The organism is Kitasatospora sp. NPDC101176 (assembly GCF_044768035.1).
GTDB lineage: Bacteria > Actinomycetota > Actinomycetes > Streptomycetales > Streptomycetaceae > Kitasatospora.
This window is the reverse complement of sequence record NZ_JBIWPA010000026.1, coordinates 105137-125760: the sequence shown is the minus strand read 5'-3', so window position 1 is coordinate 125760 and position 20624 is coordinate 105137. Positions and strand designations below refer to the sequence as shown.

General features: G+C 76.1%; 8 protein-coding genes. 4 read left to right on the top strand and 4 right to left on the bottom strand.

Going from position 1 to position 20624, the window contains the following annotated elements:
- Nucleotides 1-379: 379 nt before the first annotated feature.
- Complete coding sequence (locus tag ACIRS1_RS29040) at nucleotides 380-1324, bottom strand: pirin family protein (protein ID WP_402844839.1); 945 nt, start codon at nucleotides 1322-1324, stop codon at nucleotides 380-382.
- Between the two features lie 103 nt (nucleotides 1325-1427).
- Here ACIRS1_RS29040 and ACIRS1_RS29035 point away from each other — a divergent pair, with 103 nt between their 5' ends.
- The 4 genes from ACIRS1_RS29035 to ACIRS1_RS29020 all read left to right on the top strand — a co-directional run bounded on the left by ACIRS1_RS29035 (nucleotide 1428) and on the right by ACIRS1_RS29020 (nucleotide 14697).
- Nucleotides 1428-1916 carry a carboxymuconolactone decarboxylase family protein gene (locus ACIRS1_RS29035; RefSeq protein WP_402844840.1) on the top strand — a complete coding sequence of 163 codons (489 nt, stop codon included), beginning with the start codon at nucleotides 1428-1430 and terminating at the stop codon, nucleotides 1914-1916.
- Between the two features lie 425 nt (nucleotides 1917-2341).
- Entirely contained in the window at nucleotides 2342-5635 is a 3294-nt protein-coding gene (locus ACIRS1_RS29030; protein ID WP_402844841.1) for an amino acid adenylation domain-containing protein, read from the top strand.
- Nucleotides 5636-5899: 264 nt separating this feature from the next.
- Nucleotides 5900-11512 carry an amino acid adenylation domain-containing protein gene (locus ACIRS1_RS29025; RefSeq protein WP_402844842.1) on the top strand — a complete coding sequence of 1871 codons (5613 nt, stop codon included), beginning with the start codon at nucleotides 5900-5902 and terminating at the stop codon, nucleotides 11510-11512.
- Complete coding sequence (locus tag ACIRS1_RS29020) at nucleotides 11509-14697, top strand: amino acid adenylation domain-containing protein (RefSeq protein WP_402844844.1); 3189 nt, start codon at nucleotides 11509-11511, stop codon at nucleotides 14695-14697. Before ACIRS1_RS29025 ends, ACIRS1_RS29020 begins: the two co-directional genes overlap by 4 nt.
- 278 nt (nucleotides 14698-14975) lie before the next feature.
- On the opposite strand, the gene ACIRS1_RS29015 is transcribed toward ACIRS1_RS29020, so the two are convergent.
- The 3 genes from ACIRS1_RS29015 to ACIRS1_RS29005 form a co-directional block, all read right to left on the bottom strand.
- Nucleotides 14976-15914, bottom strand: coding sequence for a sigma-70 family RNA polymerase sigma factor (locus ACIRS1_RS29015; protein WP_402844845.1), 939 nt, complete (start codon nucleotides 15912-15914; stop codon nucleotides 14976-14978).
- A 10-nt stretch (nucleotides 15915-15924) separates the two neighbouring features.
- Nucleotides 15925-17115, bottom strand: a complete 1191-nt coding sequence (locus ACIRS1_RS29010; RefSeq protein WP_402844846.1) for an NAD(P)/FAD-dependent oxidoreductase — start codon at nucleotides 17113-17115, stop codon at nucleotides 15925-15927.
- Nucleotides 17116-17319: 204 nt separating this feature from the next.
- Entirely contained in the window at nucleotides 17320-20595 is a 3276-nt protein-coding gene (locus ACIRS1_RS29005) for an AMP-binding protein (protein ID WP_402844847.1), read from the bottom strand.
- Nucleotides 20596-20624: the final 29 nt, after the last annotated feature.

The following is a 20624-nucleotide window of genomic DNA, read 5'->3' as shown; positions in this document are numbered from 1 at the left end:
CTGCGCAATCTGGCACAACGACCACACTGGTCAGCCCGTCATGCGCTCGCTGACCGCCTACGACCACTAACCCTTCGCATCATTCATCTAGGGGGAGTGAGCGGAAGGCCGAGACAGAACCGTCGTCCGGCGTACCGGACGGCCTGAGCGCCAGACACCGAGACCTGATGCATCGTCAGAAAAGTCAGCAAAAGGTCAGCATTCATCCGAGCAAACGCTGTCACACCCACCCACATGTGAGACTCTGCGGATCTTCGAATCCCGTCTCGCCCGCCCTCCGGAACCCGACCCAGCCATCGCCGCCCGGCAGGGGCGTCGGGCCACCGCAGCACCGGCGGCCGACCGTCTCTACCAATCCACCGACACGCGTCTCCGCAGGTCAGCGCACCCTCCCTCGCGCCTTCAAGGGAATCGAGGGCAGCTCCGGGGCGGGCAGTCGGCCGCCGTCGTAGCCGTGTACTTCGCCGAACCGGACACCCTTCTCCCAGTCATTTCGTGCCTGTACGATCTCCTCACCGGATCGGCCGATGAAGTTCCACCACATGACGATCTCCTCCTCGAAGGGGGTGCCGCCGAGGAGGACGGTGCGGGCGGGGGTGTCGGAGGTGTTGGTGAGGGTCAGGGCGGTGGCACCGGGGGCGAGGTAGCCGAGGTCTCCGGGGTGGAGCGGGGTGTCGGCGAGGCGGACGTCGCCCTGGTCGACGAGCAGGCCGTGTTCGAAGGCCGGGTCGACGGCCAGGGTGACGGTGGCGTGCGGGTCGAGGGTGAGCTCGGCGCCGAGCAGCGGGGTGAAGGTGGGGACGGGGGAGGTGTCGCCGGCGAGGGTGCCGAGGAAGACCCGGGCCCGGCCGCCGTCGAGGGCGACGGGGAGCGGGGCGTGGTGGTGGAAGTCGCGGGCGGTGTGCCGGTGCTGCTCGGGGAGGGCCACCCAGAGCTGGACGCCGTGGAGGACGGCAGTCGCGGGGGTGGAGACCTCGGAGTGGCTGATGCCGTGTCCGGAGGTCATGAGGTTGACCTCGCCGGGGCGGACGAGGGCGTGGACGCCGAGGCTGTCGCGGTGCTCGATCTCGCCGCTGAAGAGCCAGCTGACGGTCTGCAGTCCGGTGTGCGGGTGCGGGGCGACGTCCATGCCGCCGGTGCGGGCGACGTCGTCCGGCCCGTAGTGGTCGACGAAGCACCAGGCGCCGATGAGGGTGCGGGAGCGCTGGGGCAGGGTGCGGCGTACGGTCATGGCGCGGGGCCCGCCGAGGGGGACGTCGCGGGCGGGCAGGACGTCCACGGTGGTGTGCGGTGCGGTGGCGGCGTCGGTCTCGGCGGTGCTCATGGGTGAGGGTTCCTCCCGTGCGGCGTTCGGAAAGATTGTTTTATCTTCAACTATAGTGTCATGGCAAGGTGGCAACCGACAGCGATCCGGTGGAGGAGTTCAGGTGAGTGAAGTGACGACGGTCTCGGCTGACCGGCGGGTGTTCATCGACAAGCAGAGCCCGCAGGCCTATCGCGCACTGCTGGCGGCCGCCGAGGCGGCGCGGGCGGTCGCCGCCGACGCCGGACTCGACCGCGTCGTGGTGGAACTGGTCAACCTGCGGGTGTCCCAGATCAACGGTTGCGCCTACTGCCTCAACGTGCACACCAGGGCCGCGCTGGCCGCCGGCGAGACCGCCCAGCGGCTGGGCGTGCTCCCGGCCTGGCGGGACACCGAGCTGTTCACGCCGCGGGAGCGCGCGGTGCTCGGCCTGGCCGAGGCCACCACCACCCCCGCGGACGCGGGTGTCCAGGAGGAGGCCTACCGCGCCGCGCGCGAGGTGCTGTCGGACGAGGAGATCTCTGCCGCGGTGTGGGTCGCGATCACCATCAACTCCTTCAACCGGGTGTCCATCATGAGCAAGCACCCCGTGCGGCCGGCGCCGGTGCGGTAGTCGCGCGGGCGCGGGGTGGCCGTGCGCCCCCGGGCGGGGCGGATGCCTCGCCCGGGGGAGTCCGCCGGTGCGGTGACGGATGTTCAAACAAGCGCGCCGGTGGTCGAGTTCCCGGCGGTTGGACGCGTACATGACGCCTGGTGGGAGGGGTCGCGAACCCTTGACCGGGGGGTGGGTTCTCTGCGAACCTCTCGGCAGGTCAGGACCATGGTCTTTCCGCGGGGGAGAAGATCGGCTCCGATTCGGTTGTGCGCAGGGGGGATCTGGGCGGGCCGGGAGGGTCGCGGCCGGAGCGGCCGGTCGGCCGGCCAGGGGCGGGCCGGACACCACCAGACGGTCGCGTCACCAGCGAACCCGCGGCGCCGACACCCTCGGCTCCCGGTCGCGTGCCCGCACCGATCGCCGACCGTCGAATCGAGCCGCAGATGCCAGAGTCCTCCGCCGTGCCCGCGTCGCCCTTCCAGCAGGGGGTCTGGCTGACCGAGCGGCTCGGGCCCGTGCACGGGGCGTTCCTGATGCCGGTCCGGATCTCCTTCGACCGGGTCGACGCGGCCGCGCTCGGACGGGCGGTGAAAGAGCTGACCGGGCGTCACAGCGCCTTGTCCCGGGTGTTCGTGGAGCGCGACGGGCGGATCCTGCAGGAGCCCGGACCGGCCCCGCTGCTGGAGGTGGCCGACGCCTCCGGGGACGGGCCGGAGGGCCTGGCGAAGCGGCTCGCCGAGGACGCGGCCCGGCCGATCGACCTCCGGACCGGCCCGCCGGCGCGGTTCACCCTCCACCTCGGCGGGGGCGGCGGCGCGGAGCTGCTGGTCGTCGTCCACCACGCCGTCTTCGACGGGGAGTCCAAGGACGTCCTGGTCGCCGACCTCGCCGTGGCCTACGCCGCGGCCCTGGGCGGACCCGCATCCACTCCGGACCGCCCGGGTCGGCCGGACCTCCTCGCCGCCCACCCGGCGGGCCCTGCCCACCCGGCGGCCCCGCCCCCCGCAGTGCCGACCCCGCACCCCGCCCCGGAGCTGGTGCGCCGCGCCGCCGACTGGTACGGCCCGCGCTGGGCGGCCGCGACCGACCCGGTGCTCCCCGGACTGCCGCGCGCCGTCACCGCGGCCGGGCCGGGGGAGGCCGTCGGCTGGCGGCTGGACGCGCCGGAGCGGGCCCGGCTGGCCGACGCTGCCGCGCGCAGCGGCGTCACCGTCTTCGAGTTCCTGCTCGCCGCCCTGCACGGGCTCCTGCTGCGCTACGGGGGCGAGGCCGTCCCGGTGTCGGTGCCGCTCTCCGTCCGCGGGCCCGGGCAGGCCGGTGAGCTGGGGATGTTCGTCAACGAGCTGCCGGTGCACGCGCCGGCCGGGGCGACGGCCGCGTCGGACTTCGCCGGGTACGCCCGGGCGGTACGGGCCGAGGTGCGCGCCGCGTACGCCTTCCGGACGGTGCCGTTCGGCGCGGCGGTGGGCGGTCTGACGCCGCGGGTCGGGCTCTGCCCGGTGTCCTTCGGCTACCGGCGGAGCACGGCCGCCGACCCGGTGTTCCCGGGGAGCACCGCCCGGGTGGACCGGGCGGTGTTCAACGGCGCCGCCCGCAACACGCTGCACCTGCAGGCCGTGGACACCGCCGAGGGGCTGGAGCTCTCCCTCCAGTACCCGCCCGCGGTGCTGTCCGCGGCCGCCGCCGGACGCGTCGCCGGGCACTACCGCACGCTGCTGGCGGCCGCCACCGAGCGGCCGGACGCGCCGCTGGGCTCCCTGGCCCTGCTGGGCCGCGCCGAGCGCCGGCTGGTCACCGCCGAGTGGAACGACACCGCCCGCGACTACCCCCGCGACCTCACGGTGCTGGACCTGGTGCGCGAGCGTGCCGCCGGGACGCCGGACGCGCCCGCTGTCGTCGCGCCCGCCGTCGTCGCCCCTGCCGTCATCACCCCCGCCGGCTCCCCGCCGGCGGACGCGGGTGCCGTCGCGGTCGCCGGACCGGTGCGGCTGAGCTACCGGGAGCTGCTCGCCCGTGTCGACGGCCTGGCGGCCGCGCTGCGCGGCGCCGGCGTCGGGCCGGGCGACCTCGTCGCTCTGCACCTGGGGCGCAGCGCGGACCTGCCGGCCGCGCTGCTCGCCGTGCACGCCGCCGGGGCGGCCTACCTGCCGCTCGACCCCGGCCACCCCGCCGAGCGGCTGGCCCACCTGCTGGCCGACTCCGGCGCGACCCTGCTGCTCGCCGACCGGGAGCCCGCCCCCGCCGTCCTGGCGGCCGCCCCTGCGGTGCTGCGCCTCGGCGCCGCCGGCGCCGCGCCCACGGCCTCCCCGGCGCCCGCGGCAGCCGGTTCTCCGAGCGCGCTCGCCTACGTGCTGTACACCTCGGGCTCGACCGGGCGGCCCAAGGGCGTGGAGGTCGGGCACCGGGCGCTGGTCAACCTGCTGACCTCCTTCGCCGACCGGCTCGGCTCCTCGCACCGCGACGCGTGGCTCGGGCTGACCTCGCTCTCCTTCGACATCTCCGGCCTGGAGCTCCTGCTACCGCTGGTCACCGGCGGCCGGCTGGTGCTGGCCCCGGACGGCGCGGCGACGGACGGGCCGCGGCTGCTCGACCTGGTCCGGCGCGAGGGCGTCACCCACGTCCAGGCGACCCCGTCCGGCTGGCGGGTGCTGCTCGCCGCCGGGCCGCTGCCGCCCGGGCTGACGGCGCTGGTCGGCGGCGAGTCGCTCCCCCTGCCGCTGGCCCGTGAACTGCGCGCCGCTGTAGAGGAGTTGACCAACGTTTACGGGCCCACCGAGACGACCGTCTGGTCGACCTGGCGGGCGATCCCGACCGCCCCGGACACCGTGCCGATCGGTCGGCCGATCGCCAACACCCGCGCCTACGTGCTGGACCCGGACGGCCGCCCGCTGCCGGTCGGGGTGCCCGGCGAGCTCCACCTCGGCGGTGACGGCGTCGCGCAGGGCTACCGCGGCCGCCCCGAGCTGACCGCCGAACGCTTCGTCGAGGACCCGTTCGCCGGCGGCCGGATGTACTGCACCGGTGACCTCGCCGCCTGGACGGAGGACGGTGAACTGACCTTCCACGGGCGGATCGACGCCCAGGTGAAGATCAGGGGCCACCGGGTCGAACCCGGCGAGGTCGAGGCCGTCCTGCTGGCGCACCCGGCCGTCGCCGAGGCGGCCGTCGCCGTGCACGAGGAGACCCCGGGCGAGCCCGAACTCGTCGGCTACGTCGTCCCGTCCTCCGGCGCGGGGCCGGCCGACGGCGCTGAGCCGGTCACCGACGCCGAGCCGGTCACCGACGCCGAGCTGCGGGAGTACCTGCGGCGCACCCTCCCCGCGGTGATGGTGCCGCGGCGGTACCTACGCCTCGACCGCCTGCCGCTCACCCCGAACGGCAAGCTGGACCGCCGGGCGCTGCCCGCCCCGCCCCGGCCGGACGCGGTGGCCTCCGCCACGGCCTCCCCGCCTGCAGCGCCTGCCACGCCTGCCCCACCTGCCGCGGCACGCCCCGGTGCCGGGGCCGAGCAGCCCGACGAGGTCGCCGCCACCGTCCTGGCGATCTGGCGGGAGGTGCTCGCCCTGCCCGAACTGGGCCCGGACGACGACATCTTCGAGCTCGGCGGGCACTCCCTGACGATCATCCAGATCACCGCGCGGATCCGCGCCGCGCTCGGGGTGGAGCTCGACTTCGACCTGTTCTTCGACGTCTCCACGCCGGCCGGCATCGCGGCGGCCGTCCGCGAGCGCCGCTGAGACGGGCCCGGCGAGCGCGGCCGGGCCCCGGACGCACTCCGGGTGCGTCCGACCTCCCGGCCGCCGGCCCGTCCGACCGCCCCCGCTCCCGTCACCGGCCCCGCACCCCCGAGCGGCGTCCCCGTCGGCTCGGCACCCGTCACCAGCACCCGCCCGTCACCAGCACCCGCCCGTCACCAGCACCCGCCCGTCACCAGCACCCGCCCGTCACCAGCACCCGACCGTCACCAGCACCCCGCCCCGCCTCGCCCGAATGGACCGCCGATGACCGACACCCAGGACCTGCCCGCCGACTGGTCCGCCACCAAGCGCGCCCTGCTCGCCCAGCGCCTGCGGGGCGCCGCGGCGCCGAGCCGGACGGTCGGACCCCGCCCGGCGGGCAGCCCGCCGCCGCTGTCCAGCGGGCAGGAACGGCTCTGGTTCATGGACCAGTTCAGCCCGGGCGGCACGGCCTACGCACTGGCTCCGGCCCGCCGGTTACGCGGTCCGCTCGACCGGCAGGCCCTGGACCGGGCGCTCACCGACCTGGTGAACCGCCACGAGGGGCTGCGGATGTCCTTCCCCACCACCGACCACGGCACCGCCGAGGTCGTGATCGCCCCGCCGGGCCCGTTCCCCGCCGAGCCGGTGGACGTCTCCGCCGGCCCGGACCCGGAGCGAAGAGCCGCCGAGGAGGTCGGCGCGCTGGTCGCCCGGCCCTTCGACCTGGCGGCCGGACCCCTCCTCCGGGCCCGGCTGATCCGGCTCGGCGCCGAGGACCACGTCCTCGCGCTGGCCATGCACCACATCGTCTGCGACGGCTGGTCCATCGACATCCTGAACCGCGAACTGGACGCGCTCTACGCCCAGCACGCCGACGGCACCCCGGCCGGGCTGGCGGACCTGCCCGTCCAGTTCGGCGACTACGCCTGCTGGCAGCGCGAGCGCCTGGCGGGCGGCGCCCTCGCCGCCTCCCGGGAGCACTGGCGCGCCGAACTCGCCGGCGTCCCGGCACTGGAGCTGCCCACCGACCGGCCGCGGCCCGCGCTGCTCACCTTCGAGGGCGCCGCCCTGGAGCTGCACTGGGGCCCGGAGCTGGTGCGGGCCGTCGCCGAGTGCGCCCGCGCGCACGGCGCGTCGACGTACATGGTGCTGATGGCCGGGCTCCAGGTGCTGCTGGGGCGGCACGCCGGGCAGCGGGACTTCGCCGTCGGCTCCGCGGTGGCCGGCCGGCTGCACCGCGAACTGGAGGGCGTGGTCGGCGCGTTCGTGAACATGCTGCCGATCCGGGCCAGACTGGAGCCCGGGCGGTCCTTCGCCGAGCTGCTCGCCCGGGTGCGGGAGACCACGCTCGACGCGTACACCCACCAGGAGGTGCCGTTCGAGCAGATGGTCGCGGACCTGGACGTGGAGCGGGACGTCAGCCGCGCGGCCGTCTTCCAGACCACCTTCGCCTTCCAGAACTACGGGGAGCGCACCGCCGTGCCCGCCACCGAGGGCTTCGGCTACCGGGCCACCACCACCCACGCCGACCTCGCCTTCTACCTGCGGGAGAAGCGCGACGGCGGGCTCTACGGGCTGATCACCTACCGCACCGACCTCTTCGAGGCCGACACCGTCCGGCGGCTCGCCGAGCGCTTCGAGGTGCTGATGGCGGCCGCCACCGCCGACCCGGCGCAGTCCGTCGACGAACTGCCGGTGCTCACCGCGACGGAACGCCACGACGTGCTCGAACGCTGGGCGGCGGGCCCCGAGCTGCCGTCCGGCGGCCCCGGGACGCTGACGGCGCTGCTCGCCGCGGCCGCCCGCGAGGCAGGTGACCAGCCGGCCCTGGTGTGCGCCGACCGGACCGTGAGCCACCGCGAACTCGACGCCAGGGCCACCGTGCTGGCCCGCAGGCTGCGTGCGCTGGGCGTCGGCCCGGACGACCGCGTCGCGATCTGCCTGGAACAGTCCCCGGAGCTCGCCGTCGCCCTGGTCGGCGTGCTGAAGGCCGGCGGCTGCTACCTCCCGCTGGACCCGGAGCAGCCGCCCGCGAGGCTCGCCCGGCTGGTCGCGGACGCCGGCGTCCGGGTCCTGGTGACGGACTCGCGGCTGAGGCCGCTGCTGGCCGACCACCAGGGCGCGGACCTGCTCCTCGACGAGCTCGCGGAGGAGCCCGCCGCGGCCGGACCCGCCGGGGCCGAACCCGCCTACGGAGAGGGCCCGTTGGAGGAGACCTCCGGACCGGACGACCTCGCCTACCTGATCTACACCTCCGGCTCCACCGGGCAGCCCAAGGGCGTCGCGGTGCAGCACCGCCAGATCCTCAACTACCTGGCCGGCGTCCGGGAACGGCTGCGGATCGAGCCCGGTGCGAGCTACGGACTGCCGCAGTCCCTGGCGTTCGACTTCAGCCTCACCATGCTCTACCTGGCGCTGACCACCGGCGGCCGGGTGCACCTGCTGCCGCGCCGCGTGGCCGGGGCCGAACTCGCCGAGCACATCGAGCGTGAGGGCATCGACTACCTCAAGATGACACCCTCCCACCTGGCCGCGCTGATGGCCGACACGGCCCCCGAGCGGCTGCTCCCGCGCCGGGCCCTGGTGCTCGGCGGGGAGGCCTCGTCCCGGACCTGGGCGGCGGACCTGGCCGGCCGCGGCCGGTGCGCGGTGTTCAACCACTACGGGCCCACCGAGGCCACCGTCGGGGTCACCGTCCACGAGGTGCTGCCGGGCGAGGCCGGCCCCGGCAACACCCCGATCGGCACACCGCTGGCCGGGGCGCGCTGCTACGTGCTGGACGCGGCCCGCCGGCCGGTGCCGCCCGGGGTGACCGGCGAGCTGTACGTCGGCGGGGACCGGCTGGCCCGCGGCTACCTGGGCCGCCCCGACCTGACCGCCGAGCGCTTCGTCGAGGATCCGCTCACCGGCGGCCGGATGTACCGCACCGGAGACCTCGCCCGCTGGCGGCCGGACGGCGCGCTGGAGTACCTGGGGCGCGCGGACGACCAGATCAAGGTCCGCGGCCACCGGGTCGAGCCCGGGGAGGTCGAGGCCGCGCTGACCGCCCTGCCCGGCGTCACCCAGGCGCTGGTCACCCTCCACGGCGAGGGCGTGCGGCAGAACCTGGTCGGCTACCTGGAGCACCCCGGCCCCGGGCCCGCGCCGACCGCCGCCGAGCTGCGCGCGGCGCTCGGCGCCGTCCTGCCCGACCACATGGTCCCGGCCCGCTACGTGGTGCTCGACCGGCTTCCCCTGCTGGCGCACGGCAAGGTCGACCGCCGGTCGCTGCCCGAGCCCGGCGACCCGGCGCCGAGCGGCGGCCACGTCGAGCCGGAGGACGGCGCCGAGACGCTGATCGCCGGGATCTGGGCGGAGGTGCTGGGCGTCGAACGGGTCGGCGCGCTGGACGACTTCTTCGACCTCGGCGGCCACTCCCTGCTCGCCACCCAGGTCGTCGCCCGGCTGCGCCGGGCCTTCCCCGGCCTGCCGGTGCCGGTCGGGGTGATGGACCTGTTCACGCACTCCACCGTCCGCCGGCTCGCCGCCCTGGTCACCGACCCGGCCGCCGAACGCGGCGCCGGCGGCCTGCTCCACCGGCTCACCCCGCCGCGGGTGCGCACCACCGCCAGCCTGGTGTGCACCCCGTACGGGGGCGGCAGCGCCCTGATCTACAAGCCACTCGCCGACGCGCTGCCGCCGGACTGGGCGCTCTACTCCGTCGCCGTCCCGGGGCACGAACTCGGCGAGGACCCGATGGACATCGACGAGGTCGCCGCGACCTGCGCCCGCGAGATCGTCGAGAACGTCCCCGGCCCGATCGTGCTCTACGGGCACTGCGGGGTGGGCGTGCGCCTCGCGGTGGAGATCGCCCGGCTGGTCGAGGCGGCGGGCCGGGAGATCGAGGCCGTCCACCTGGGCGGCATCTTCCCGTTCGCCCGCCCGCGGGGGCGCGGCGCCGCCGTCGGCGAGCGGTGGGCGGACCTCGTCGACCGGCTGCGCAGCGACCAGGGCATGATCAACGCCCTGGCGGCGGCCGGCCTGGACACCGACGAGGTCGACGCCGAGCAGCTGCGGCTGATCGTGCGCAACCGCCGCACCGGCACCAAGGAGGCCGAGCGCTACTTCACCCGGCTCTTCGAGGGCGGCGGCGGAACGGGCCCGGCCGCGGACGGCGGCACAACGGGCGTCGCGGACGGGGAAGGCGCCGGTTCCGCCGCGGACGGGGCGGCCGCCGGCCGGCTGCGGGCCCCGATCATCGCGGTCTGCGGCGAGCGCGACCCGGCGACCGAGTTCTACCAGGAGCGCTACCGCGAGTGGCACCGGCTCGCCGACACCGTCGCCGTCGTCGTCCTCGACGAGGCCGGCCACTTCTACCTCAAGTACCGGGCCGCCGAACTCGCGGAGATCCTCACCCGCGTGCACCGCTCGATCGCCGCGGGCCGGGAGGAGCGCCACCGGCGCACCGCCGGGGCGACCTGGTGGCTCGCCGGCACGTCCCGGGACACCGGACGGGACGGCGGGCGGCAGGCGGCCCCGCTGCGCCCGACCATGCGCCGCTTCCTCACCGTCGCCTCCGGGCAGCAGGTGTCGATGATCGGATCGGCGCTCACCGAGTTCGCGCTCCCGGTCTGGATCTACCTGCGCACCGGCTCCCTCGCCCAGTTCGGCCTGCTGGCCGCCTGCGGACTCGTCCCCGGCATCCTCGCCGCGCCGCTCGCGGGGGCCGTCGTCGACCGTGGCGACCGGCGCCGCGTCATGCTGTACGGGGACCTCGCCGCCGGCGCCACCCAGGCCGTCCTGCTGATCCTCCACCTCACCGGGGCGCTGCAGGTCTGGCACGCCTACCTGCTCGTCGGCGTGCTCTCCGCCGCGCTCACCTTCCAACGGCTCGCCTGGAACGCGGCGGTGCCCCAACTCGTCCCCAAACGCTACCTCGGCCGGGCCAACGGCCTCGTCCAGATGGCCTTCGGACTCGCCCAGTTCCTCGTCCCGCTGTTCGCCGTCGGCCTGCTCGCCGCCATCGGGCTGGGCGGCATCCTCACCCTGGACGTGGCGAGCTACGCCGCCGCGCTCGGCGTCACCCTGGCCGTCCGCTTCCCCGACCTGATGGGCGCCAGCCGCCGCGAGAGCGTCTCCGCCGAGATCCGCGAGGGCTTCCGACGCGCCCTCGGCAGCCGGCACTTCCGGGCCATGCTGCTGTTCTTCGCGGCGCTGAACGTCTTCCTCTCCCCACTGTTCCTGCTCACCACCCCGCTGGTGCTCTCCATCGCCCCGCTGGCCGCCGCCGGCTGGGTCTCCACCGCGGCCGGCCTCGGCGCCGTCCTCGGCGGGCTCACCCTGCTCGCCTGGGGCGGGCCGCGCCACCGGCGGCTGCGCGGGGTGCTGCTCGCCACCCTGGCACTCGCCGCGGCCTGCCTGGTCACCGGGCTGCGCCCGGCCGTGCCGGTGGTCGCGCTCGGGGCCTTCGGCATGGCCTACACGCTGGCCCTGGTCAACGGCGTCTACGCGACGATCGTGCAGACCAAGGTGCCGCTGCGCTTCCACGGCCGGGTGATCGCGGTGAACACCATGGTCGCCTGGTCGACCCTGCCGGTCGGGTTCGCGCTGGTCGCGCCGTTCGGCCCCCGGCTGCTCCAACCGCTGATGGACCACGACGGCGCCCTCGCCCCGACCGTCGGGCGGCTCATCGGCACCGGCGAGGGCCGCGGGATCGGACTGCTCTACCTGCTGTTCGGCCTCGCCATGGCGGCCCTCGTGCTCGCCTGCCTGGCCGTCCCCGCGCTGCGCCACTTCGACCGCGACGTGCCCGACGCGGAACCCGACGACCTGGTCGGCCTGCAGGCCCTGCAGGGCCGGGCCGCCCCCGCACCCACCAGCCCGCACCGCTCCGAGACCGAGGTGACCCTCCGGTGACCACCGCCACCCACCCGCTGACCGCCGAACAGCGCCGGCTCTGGTTCCTCCAGCAACTCCACCCGGAGGACGCCGGGTTCAACATGTACCTCAACCGGCGCTGGACCGGCCCGATCGACCCGGAGGCCCTGCGCACCGCGCTGCACCGGCTGACCGTCCGGCACGAGGTGCTGCGCACCCGCTTCGCACTGGACGGCGACGAGCCCGTCCAGCTGGTCGAGCCCCCGGCCGGGATCGAGCTGGCCCGGGTCCGACTGCCGGACGGCGCCGACGAGTCCGCGTTCACCGATGCCTGCCGCCGCTACGTCAACGCGCCCTTCGACCTCGCCGTGCGGCCCCCGCTGCGGGCCGCGCTGGTCAGTGCGGGCGAGCGGGAGCACGCGCTCTGCATCGTCCTCCACCACATCGTCTCGGACGGCTGGTCGTTCCGGACGATGTGGCGCGAACTGCTCGCCCTCTACCGCGAGGCGATCGGCGAGGCACCCGCGGACCTTCCCGAACTCCCCTTCCAATACGGCGACTTCGCCAGGGCCGAACAGGCCAGGACGGCCGCCGGGGCCGGCGAGGAGGCGTTCCGCCACTGGGCCGGCAAGCTGGCCGGCACCGGGGTGCTGCGGCTGCCGCTCGACCGCCCGAGGCCCGCCCGGCCGACCCGGCCCGCCGGGTTCACCACCGTCCACCTCGGCGCCGAGGAGACGACCGCGCTGGACCGGCTGGCCCGGCAGGAGCGCTGCACCCCGTTCATGGTGCTGCTCACCGGCTACCAGTTCGTGCTCGCCCGCTGGACCGGATGCCGCGACTTCCTGGTCGGCACGCCGCTGGCCGGCCGCACCGAGGCCGCGCACGAGGCACTGCTCGGCTACTTCAGCCGGACGGCCGTGATCCGGGCCGAGCTCGGCGGGCGGCCCGACTTCCGCACCGCACTGCGCCGCACCCGCTCGGCCACGCTCGCCGCCCTGAGCCACCCGGACCTGCCCGTCGAGCGCCTGGCGGCCCACCTCGACCTGCCCGCCGAGGCCGGCGCAGGACCGCTCTACCGGGCGGTGTTCGTCCACCAGAGCCAGTACGACCTGGCCGCCGGCCCCGGAGCGCCCGCGCTGCCCGCCGGCGTCCGCACGGCGAGCATGGACTCCGGCTTCGAGCAGGCCAAGACCGATCTGCTGCTGGACAGTTGGCGCACCCCCGACGGCGGGCTGACGCTCTCCTTCTGCTTCGACCGCGAGGTGCTCGACCGGGCCACCGTGGAGGCCCTCGGCCGGCGCTGCCGCGACCTCCTCGCCCGGGTGGTCGACGACCCGGGGCTCGCCCTGGACGGGGACTGGGCGGTCGGGCCGCAGGAGCGCGCTGAGCTGCTGGCCCTCGGGCAGGGGCCGGCGGACGCGGCGGGCTCGGCGGATGCGGTGGGGCCGGCGGGTGCCGGTGTGCGGACGGTGCTGGAGCGGTTCGCCGAGCAGGCCGCGGCCCGCCCGGACGCGCCCGCGCTGGAGTGCGACGGCCAGGCCCTGAGCTATCGCGAACTCGACCGGCGCTCCACCGACCTGGCCCGGCGGTTGGGGCCGGTGGCCGGCCGGGTGGTCGCGGTCTCGATCCCGCCCTCCTTCGACCTGGTCGTCGCCCTGACGGCGGTCTGGAAGGCCGGCGCCGCGTACCTGCCGCTCGACCCGGCGCACCCCGAGGAGCGCCGCCGGCTGATGCTGCGCGAGGCCGACGCGGTGCTGGTCCTCGACGGGGCGGAGAGCGGGACCGGCCCGGAGAGCGGGGCCGGCCCGGAGGCCGGGAGCGACCGACCGGACGGGCCCGAGGCCGCCGCCGACCCCGGCGGCCTGGCCTACGTGCTCTACACCTCCGGATCCACCGGCGCCCCCAAGGCCGTCGCCGTCGACCACCCCGCGCTCTCCGCCCGGGTCGCCTGGATGGCCGGCCCCGACGGGTACGCGCTCGGGCCCGCCGACCGGATCGTCCAGTTCGCCTCCCTCGGCTTCGACACCCACGCGGAGGAGCTGTGGCCGGCGCTCGCCTCCGGCGCGTGCGTCGTCCTGCTCCCCGGCGGCGGCCGCAGCCTGCCCGACCTGCTGGGCGGCCCGCACGGCGACACCGTCACGGTGCTGGACCTGCCGACGGCGTACTGGGAGGAGCTCGTCGGGCTCGGCGAGCAGACCCGCTGGCCGGCCGCGCTGCGCCTGCAGATCCTCGGCGGCTCCCAGGTCGGCGCCGACGCCGTCGCCCGGTGGCACGCGCGCCACGGCGACACCGTGCGGCTGGTCAACACCTACGGCCCCACCGAGGCCACCGTGATCGTCACCGCGACCGACCTCACGTCCGACGACGCCCTCCATCGCCCCCCGCTGGGCCGCCCGCTGCCGGGCGTCCGGCTCTACGTGCTGGACGAGCAGGGCGGGCTGCTGCCGCGCGGCGCCGAGGGCGAGCTGTACGTCGGCGGTGCCGGCCTGGCCCGGGGCTACCTCGGCCGCCCCGACCTGACCGCCGCCGCCTTCGTGCCGGACCCGTTCGCCGGGGGCCGGATGTACCGCACCGGTGACCGCGCGCGCTGGCGCACCGACGGGCGGCTGGAGTACCTGGGCCGCGTCGACGGCCAGCTCAAGCTGCGTGGCTACCGGATCGAACCCGCCGAGATCGAGTCCGCCCTGGCCGCCCACCCGGCCGTCGCCCAGGCCGCGGTGGCGCTGCGCGGCGGGCGGCGGCTGCTGGCCTACGCCGTCCCCCGCCCGGGCGCCGAGGCCGACGCCGCCGGACTGCGCGCGCACCTGGCGGCGCGGCTGCCGGCCTACCTCGTACCGGACACCGTGGTGGTGATGGGGAGGCTGCCGCTGACCCCGAACGGCAAGCCCGACCTCGCCGCGCTGCCCGACCCCGAACCCGACGGCGGCCCCCGCTACCTCGCGCCGCGCACCGATGCCGAACAGTTCGTCACCGGGCTCTGGCAGGAGGTGCTCGGCCTGCCCCGGGTGGGGGTGCTCGACGACTTCTTCGCGCTCGGCGGGGACTCCCTGCTGGTCACCCGGGTCGCCGCGCGGATCCGGGCGGGCCTGGGCCTGGACGTGCCCATCCGCGAGGTGTTCGAGAGCGGTACGGCGGCGACGCTGGCGGCGCGGATCGAGGCGCGGCTGATCGCCGAGATCGACGCCCTGAGCGAGGACGAGGCCGCCGACCGGCTCGGCGGGTGAGCTCCCGGCCGGCCCCGCCGGTCGGGGGGCTTCCGGGGGTGCTGGCGCCCGGAAGCCCGGACGGCCCTCGTCGACCGGACCCCCGGGGCGTGTGACCGGGCGCTCCACCTGGCCGGAGCGGGGGGCCGGGGCGGGGGAGGCGGCGCTGTCGGGAGCGCCGTCACGGGCCCCGCTCGGTCAGGGCGGTTCGTCGCCGCCGAGGCCGAACCGTCCGCGTGCAGGGCCGGAGGAGTGCCGTCCCCGCTCCGGCTCACCTCACCGGACCGCGGTGGCTCCGGTCACCACGCGCTGATGACCGGCACGTCGTGTTCGTGCTGTCGCCAAGCCTCGTCGAGGCGCGCGATCCGACCCGCGGCGGCGATGCCGCGCAGCGACGCGACCTTGCCGCCGCTGACGTCGAACGCGACGGCGCCCACGACCCGGTCGTCGACCACGGCGAGGACCGCCGGGGATCCGTTGACCAGCGCGATGTGCATCGCGGGCGAGCCGCCGGCCAGCCGCCGCTTCGCCGGCGTGGCCTTGAAGCCGGCCCGAACGAAGGAGGCGATGCGCTCGCGCGTCGTGTACCGCAGGAGCCGCCTGGCCAGTCCGGCGCCGTCCGAGACCGCGGTGGCGTCGGCGGTGAGCAGCGCCACGAGCCGTTCGGTGCGCCCCGACACCGCGGCGGCGAGGAACTCCTCGACGACCCGGCGCGCGGACGCGGAGTCCACCTCGCCACCGCCGCGGCGCTCGGCGGATACCCTGCGGCGGGCCCGGTGGACGTGCTGCTGGCTCGCGGACTCGGTGATGTCGAGGATCCCGGCGATCTCGGCGTGGGAGTAGGAGAAGGCCTCGCGCAGGACGTAGGCGGCCCGCTCGACCGGCGAGAGGCGCTCCATGAGGGTCAGCACGGCCAAGGACACCGATTCCCGCTGCTCGAAGGTATCGGCGGGGCCGAGCATCGGATCGCCCTCGAGGAGTGGTTCGGGCAGCCAGTCTCCGGCCGCTCGCTCGTGGCGCGCCTGCGCCGAGCGGAGCCGGTCGAGGCAGAGGTTGGTGACGACCTTGGTCAACCACGCCTCCGGCACGTCGATGCGGTCCCGGTCCGCGGCCTGCCAGCGGAGGAACGCGTCCTGCACGGCGTCCTCGGCGTCGGCGGCCGAGCCGAGCAGGCGGTACGCGAGCGAGGCCAGCCGGCCCCGGCCGGCCTCGAACCGATCGATGGCTGCGCTGTCCATGCGGGGCAGCCTATGCGGCGGTCCCCGCAGCGGTCCGGCCAGGCTCGGCGGCCAGGCGGAGCTTGCGCTTCGGCATGCCGAAGGTCGGGTGGACGATGCCCCACCCGGCCCCCGTGAGCACGCCCGACTTGAGCCGGGCGGCGGCCCGGCCGCCCAGGTACCAGGACCTCGACCGGACGTCCCCGTCCACCATCTGGAAGATCGCGTCCCGCTGCCCGAGGCTGATGTGGTTCCCGTAGTACTTCAGCCCGGTGGTCGGGACCCGGCGGCCCGTCAGGCGCGCGATGATCGCGGCGGTCGCCTGCATGGTGGTGAAGCCGGCCGAGGCGCAGGACATCGGCAGAGGCCGCCCGTTCGCGCCGATCGCGTAGGCACAGTCACCGACGGCGTAGACGTCCGGGTGCGAGATCGAGCGCATGGTGCGGTCGACGACGATCTGGCCGGTTTCGGCGACCTCCAGGCCGCCGGCGGCTGCGATGGGGTGAACGGCGAACCCGGCCGACCACACGGTCACGTCGGCGGGAGCGGACCTGCCGTCGGAGGCGATCACCCGTGTCGGCTCGACGGCCACGACGCCGGTGTGCTCGTGGACGGTGACGCCGAGCCGGTCGAAGGCCCGGTACAGGTGACGGCGGGCCCTCGGGGAGAGCCAGGCGCCCGGCTCGCCGCGGGCGGCGAGCGCGACGGAGAGGTCGGGCCGGCACTCGGCCAGCTCCGTGGCGGTCTCGATGCCGGTCAGCCCCTCACCGACCACCAGCACGGTGCCGCCCTCACCGAGGGCGGCCAGGCGCTCGCGCAGACGCAGCGCCGAGGCCCGGCCGGTCACGTCACAGGCGTACTCGGTCACGCCGGGGACACCGTGGTCGGCCGCGGAGCTGCCGAGCGCGTAGAGGAGCGTGTCGTACTCCAGCTCGCCGTCGCCGTCCTCGCCGGTCAGGGCGACGGTCCTGCGCTCGGGGTCGACGCCGGTGACGAGCGCCAGGCGCAGGCGCACCCCGGTGCCCGCGAAGACGTCGGCGAGCGTGAGGGACGCGAGGTCCCGGCCGGCCGCGAGCTGGTGGAGTCGCATCCGCTCGACGAAGTCGGGCACGGCGTTGACGACGGTCACCTCGGTGTCGGCGGGGGAGAGCCGGCGGGCCAGGTTCCCGGCGGTGAAGGCCCCGGCGTATCCGGCGCCGAGTACGACGATGCGGTGCTTCATGGCGTTACTCCTGTCTCGTTCGCGTGCCCCTTGGACGAGACGGCGCCCCGGTTGCTGACAGGAGCGGGATGTGATGCGGGTCACTCGGTCGGGCCGCAGGTGCTCGGGCGGGTCCGTCACACCGCGGGACCCCCGCTGCTCGGGTGGCCGGTTCAGCGGCTCACCGGCCGGCTGCAGCGCCCGGCCGCAGGGCGGCCCCGGCGGTCAGGCCCCCGCCGCCGCGGCCAGTGCGGCGGCGAGGTCCGCGGCCAGCGCGTCCACCGCACCGGCCGGAAAGGCGTGCTCGTTGTAGCGCAGCCAGCAGCGCAGCCCGCCGTCCGGCTGCTCGGTGACGGCGAGCTCCGGGACGTGCCGGTCGCCGCCGGGGAGCGGGTAGGGCACGGTGGCGTTGCGCGGTAGCTCCCACGCGGCGCAGGCCACCCCGGGCAGCTGTGCCGGGGCGCTCCAGCTCTCGTACCGCAGCCAGGCCGCGAACGGGACCAGCGGGCTGAACTCCGCGAAGGGGTAGAGCTGGTGGTCCAGCGCGGCGGTGGCGGCGGCCCGCACCCGGTCGAGCAGCTCGGCGAACCCGGGCGAGCCGGAGGCGTCCACCCGCAGCAGCAGCGACTGCACGAAGCAGCCGACCGCCCGTTCCGCCTCCGGCCTGGTCCGGCCCGGTACCGGCGTCATCAGCACGAGGTCCCGCTGCCCGCTGCGTTCGGCCAGCAGCCCGCTCCACACCGCGGCCACCGCGAGGAACGGCGTGGCCCCCAGCTCCGCCGCCCGGGCCCGCAGGGCCGCCGCCCGGGCGGGCGGCACGGTGAACGCCCGGGCGGCGCTCAGCACCACCTCGGTGTGCCGCCGCCCCGGGAAGGGTTCGACCGCGGCGGGCGCGCCCGCGAGCGTGGCCGCGAAGTGCGCCCGGTTGGCCGGCCAGTGCGCGTTCGACCACTCCACCAGCTCGCGGTAGGCCGGCCCGGGGCGCGCCGCCGGGGCCGGGCGGCCGTTGCGCAGCGCCGAGTAGCACACCCCCAGGTCGCGCAGCAGGACGCCGAGCGACCAGCCGTCGGCGACGAGGTGGTGGACGGCCAGCAGGACGACGTGGTCCTCCGGCCCGCGGCTCACCACGGCCAGCCGGGTCGTCGGCCCGGCCGTGTGGTCCGTCGGGCGGTCCCGTTCGGCGACCAGCCGGGCCGACACCTCGGCGTCGTCGAGGCCGGGGGCGTCCACCAGCACCACGTCGGCGGCCGGTTCGTCGTCGAGCACCGTCCGGTGGAGGCCGGGCGGGGTGTCCGGGCCGCTCCCGGGCACCGGGAGGAAGCGGGTGCGCAGCGCGGGGTGGCGGCGGACCACCTCGTACAGGGCCTCGGCCAGCGCGTCGGTCCGCAGCTCCGCCATCACCCGGAACATCACCGCCACCGAACCGACCTGGCGGCCGGGGGCCTCGGCCATCCAGCGCAGGAAGTTCTCCTGCTGCGAGGTGAGGGGCAGCGCGTGCGGCTGGGCGCGCAGCGCCCGCAGGAAGGCCGGCACCCCGGCCGCGGCCGGAGCACCGCCGGCGGGTGCGGTGGGGTCGGGCGCCGCGGTGACGTGCGGGGTGGGGGCCGTCGCCGCCTGCTCCAGCCAGGCGGCCTGGGCCCGTAGCGAGGGCCGTTCGAAGACCAGGGCCGTCCCCGCCGCGACCCCGAACTCGGCGGTGATCGCGGCGGCCAGCTGGACGGCCCGGAAGGAATCCCCGCCGAGGGCGAAGAACTCCTCCTCCACGGCCCGGACCGGCCGCCCCAGCACGCTGCGCCACAGGCCCGCCAGCGCGAGCTCCCGTGCCGTGGCCGGCGCGGTGCCGCCCGAGGCGGTCGCGGGCTCTTCGAAGCGCGCCCGCAGGCGGTGCTTGACGACCTTGCCGCTGGGGTTGCGGGGCAGGGCGTCCGTCAGCAGGACGCGCACCGGCAGTTCGGGCCGGGCCAGCCGGGTGCCGAGGAAGAGCCGCAGCTCGTCGAGGTCGATCCCGCCGGGCGCGGGGACCACCGCGGCGACCGGCACCTGACCCATCACCGGGTGCGGCAGCCCGAGCGCGGCGGCGTCGGCGACCCGCGGGTGCTCGTGCAGCACGGCCTCGATGCGCAGCGTCGAGACCTTCAGGGCGCCGGACTTGACGACGTCGCTCTCGCGGTCGACCAGGTGGAGGTGGCCGTCCCCGTCGAGTCGGCCGAGGTCGCCCATCCGCACCCAGCCGTCCCGGAACACGTCCGCCGATCCGGCTCCGACGTACCCGCGCGGCGGGCCGGGCTGGCGCAGCCAGATCTCGCCGGTGCCGCCGGGGGCGACGGGCCGTCCGGTCTCGTCGAGGATCCGCAGGGCGGCCGGGTCGGTCGGGCGGCCGACCGACCCGGGGCGGGCCGGGTCGACGATCGCGGAGACCTGGGCGGGGGAGGCCTCGGCGGAGGTGTAGGTGTTGACGACGGTCGCCTTCGGGAGGGCGGCGCAGAGCCCGGCGGCGACGGCGGGCGGGAGCGCGGCGGCCGAGGAGCTGACCAGCAGGACGCCGGAGAGGTCCCGCCGGTCGGCGACCCCGGAGTTGAGCAGCTCGACCGCCATGGACGGCACCAGGAAGACGGTGCCCGCGCCGAACTCCTCCACCACCCGCCCGAACTCCTCCGCGTCGAAGCGCGGCAGGCAGATCGTGGCGGGCTGCGCGGTCAGCGCGTTGACCAGCACGACCTGGGCGGCGTTGGTCCCGATCGGGAAGGCGTGCACGGCGTACCGGGAGTGCGCGTACGGGCGGGGGCGGGGGGCGAGGACCAGCCCGGCGGTGAGGCTGGCGTGAGCGGCGCGGACGCCCTTGGGGGCGCCGGTGGTGCCGGAGGTCCCGATGATCTGGGCGAGGTCGCCGGGGGCGGCCCGGTGCGGGGGTTCGGCCGCGGGCGCGTCGCCGGCCCGGCCCTCGGGGCCGCCCGGGTGGCCGGGGCCGTCCAGGGCGCCGGGGTCGTTCGGTCCGGTTCCTTCGTCCGGTTCATCCAGTTCGTCCAGGCGGAGGGTGGGCAGGGAGGTGTGCGGCCCGCCTCCGGCGATCGCCAGCCGGGCCCCGGCGGCCTCGATGAGCCGGTCGACGTCCTCGGGCGGCAGGTCCTCCCGGATCACCAGCCCGGCCCCGCCGGCGTAGTGCGCGGCCAGGAACGCCACGGCGTACGCGTCCCACTCCCGGTTGGTGAACAGCAGCGCCACGCGGTCGCCGGGGCGGACCCCGGCCCGGGCCAGCCCGTGGGCGGCCCGCACCGCCCGCTCGCGCCACGTCCGGTAGGTCAGGCTGCCACCGCCCGGTACCAGCAGTGCCGTCCGGTCGGGGTGCAGCGCGGCCCGGTGGTCCAGCAGTGCGGGGAGGGTGAGGGGTGCGGGGGCGGACTGGGCGCTGATGACGACTCCCGGAGGGCTGCTGACCGCTGAGTGATCCAGAACGTATCGGAACAGTGAAAGGAAGCGCCAGATCCATTCACAACTCGTCACCGCCGTTGGCCGGGGCGGTGGTTGCGGTT

Bases quoted from the DNA above. Each gene is read 5' to 3' on its own strand.
- ACIRS1_RS29040 (WP_402844839.1), bottom strand. From the start codon at position 1,324: ATGAGCACCGCCGAGACCGACGCCGCCACCGCACCGCACACCACCGTG.
- ACIRS1_RS29030 (WP_402844841.1), top strand. From the start codon at position 2,342: ATGCCAGAGTCCTCCGCCGTGCCCGCGTCGCCCTTCCAGCAGGGGGTC.
- ACIRS1_RS29025 (WP_402844842.1), top strand. From the start codon at position 5,900: ATGACCGACACCCAGGACCTGCCCGCCGACTGGTCCGCCACCAAGCGC.
- ACIRS1_RS29015 (WP_402844845.1), bottom strand. From the start codon at position 15,914: ATGGACAGCGCAGCCATCGATCGGTTCGAGGCCGGCCGGGGCCGGCTG.
- ACIRS1_RS29010 (WP_402844846.1), bottom strand. From the start codon at position 17,115: ATGAAGCACCGCATCGTCGTACTCGGCGCCGGATACGCCGGGGCCTTC.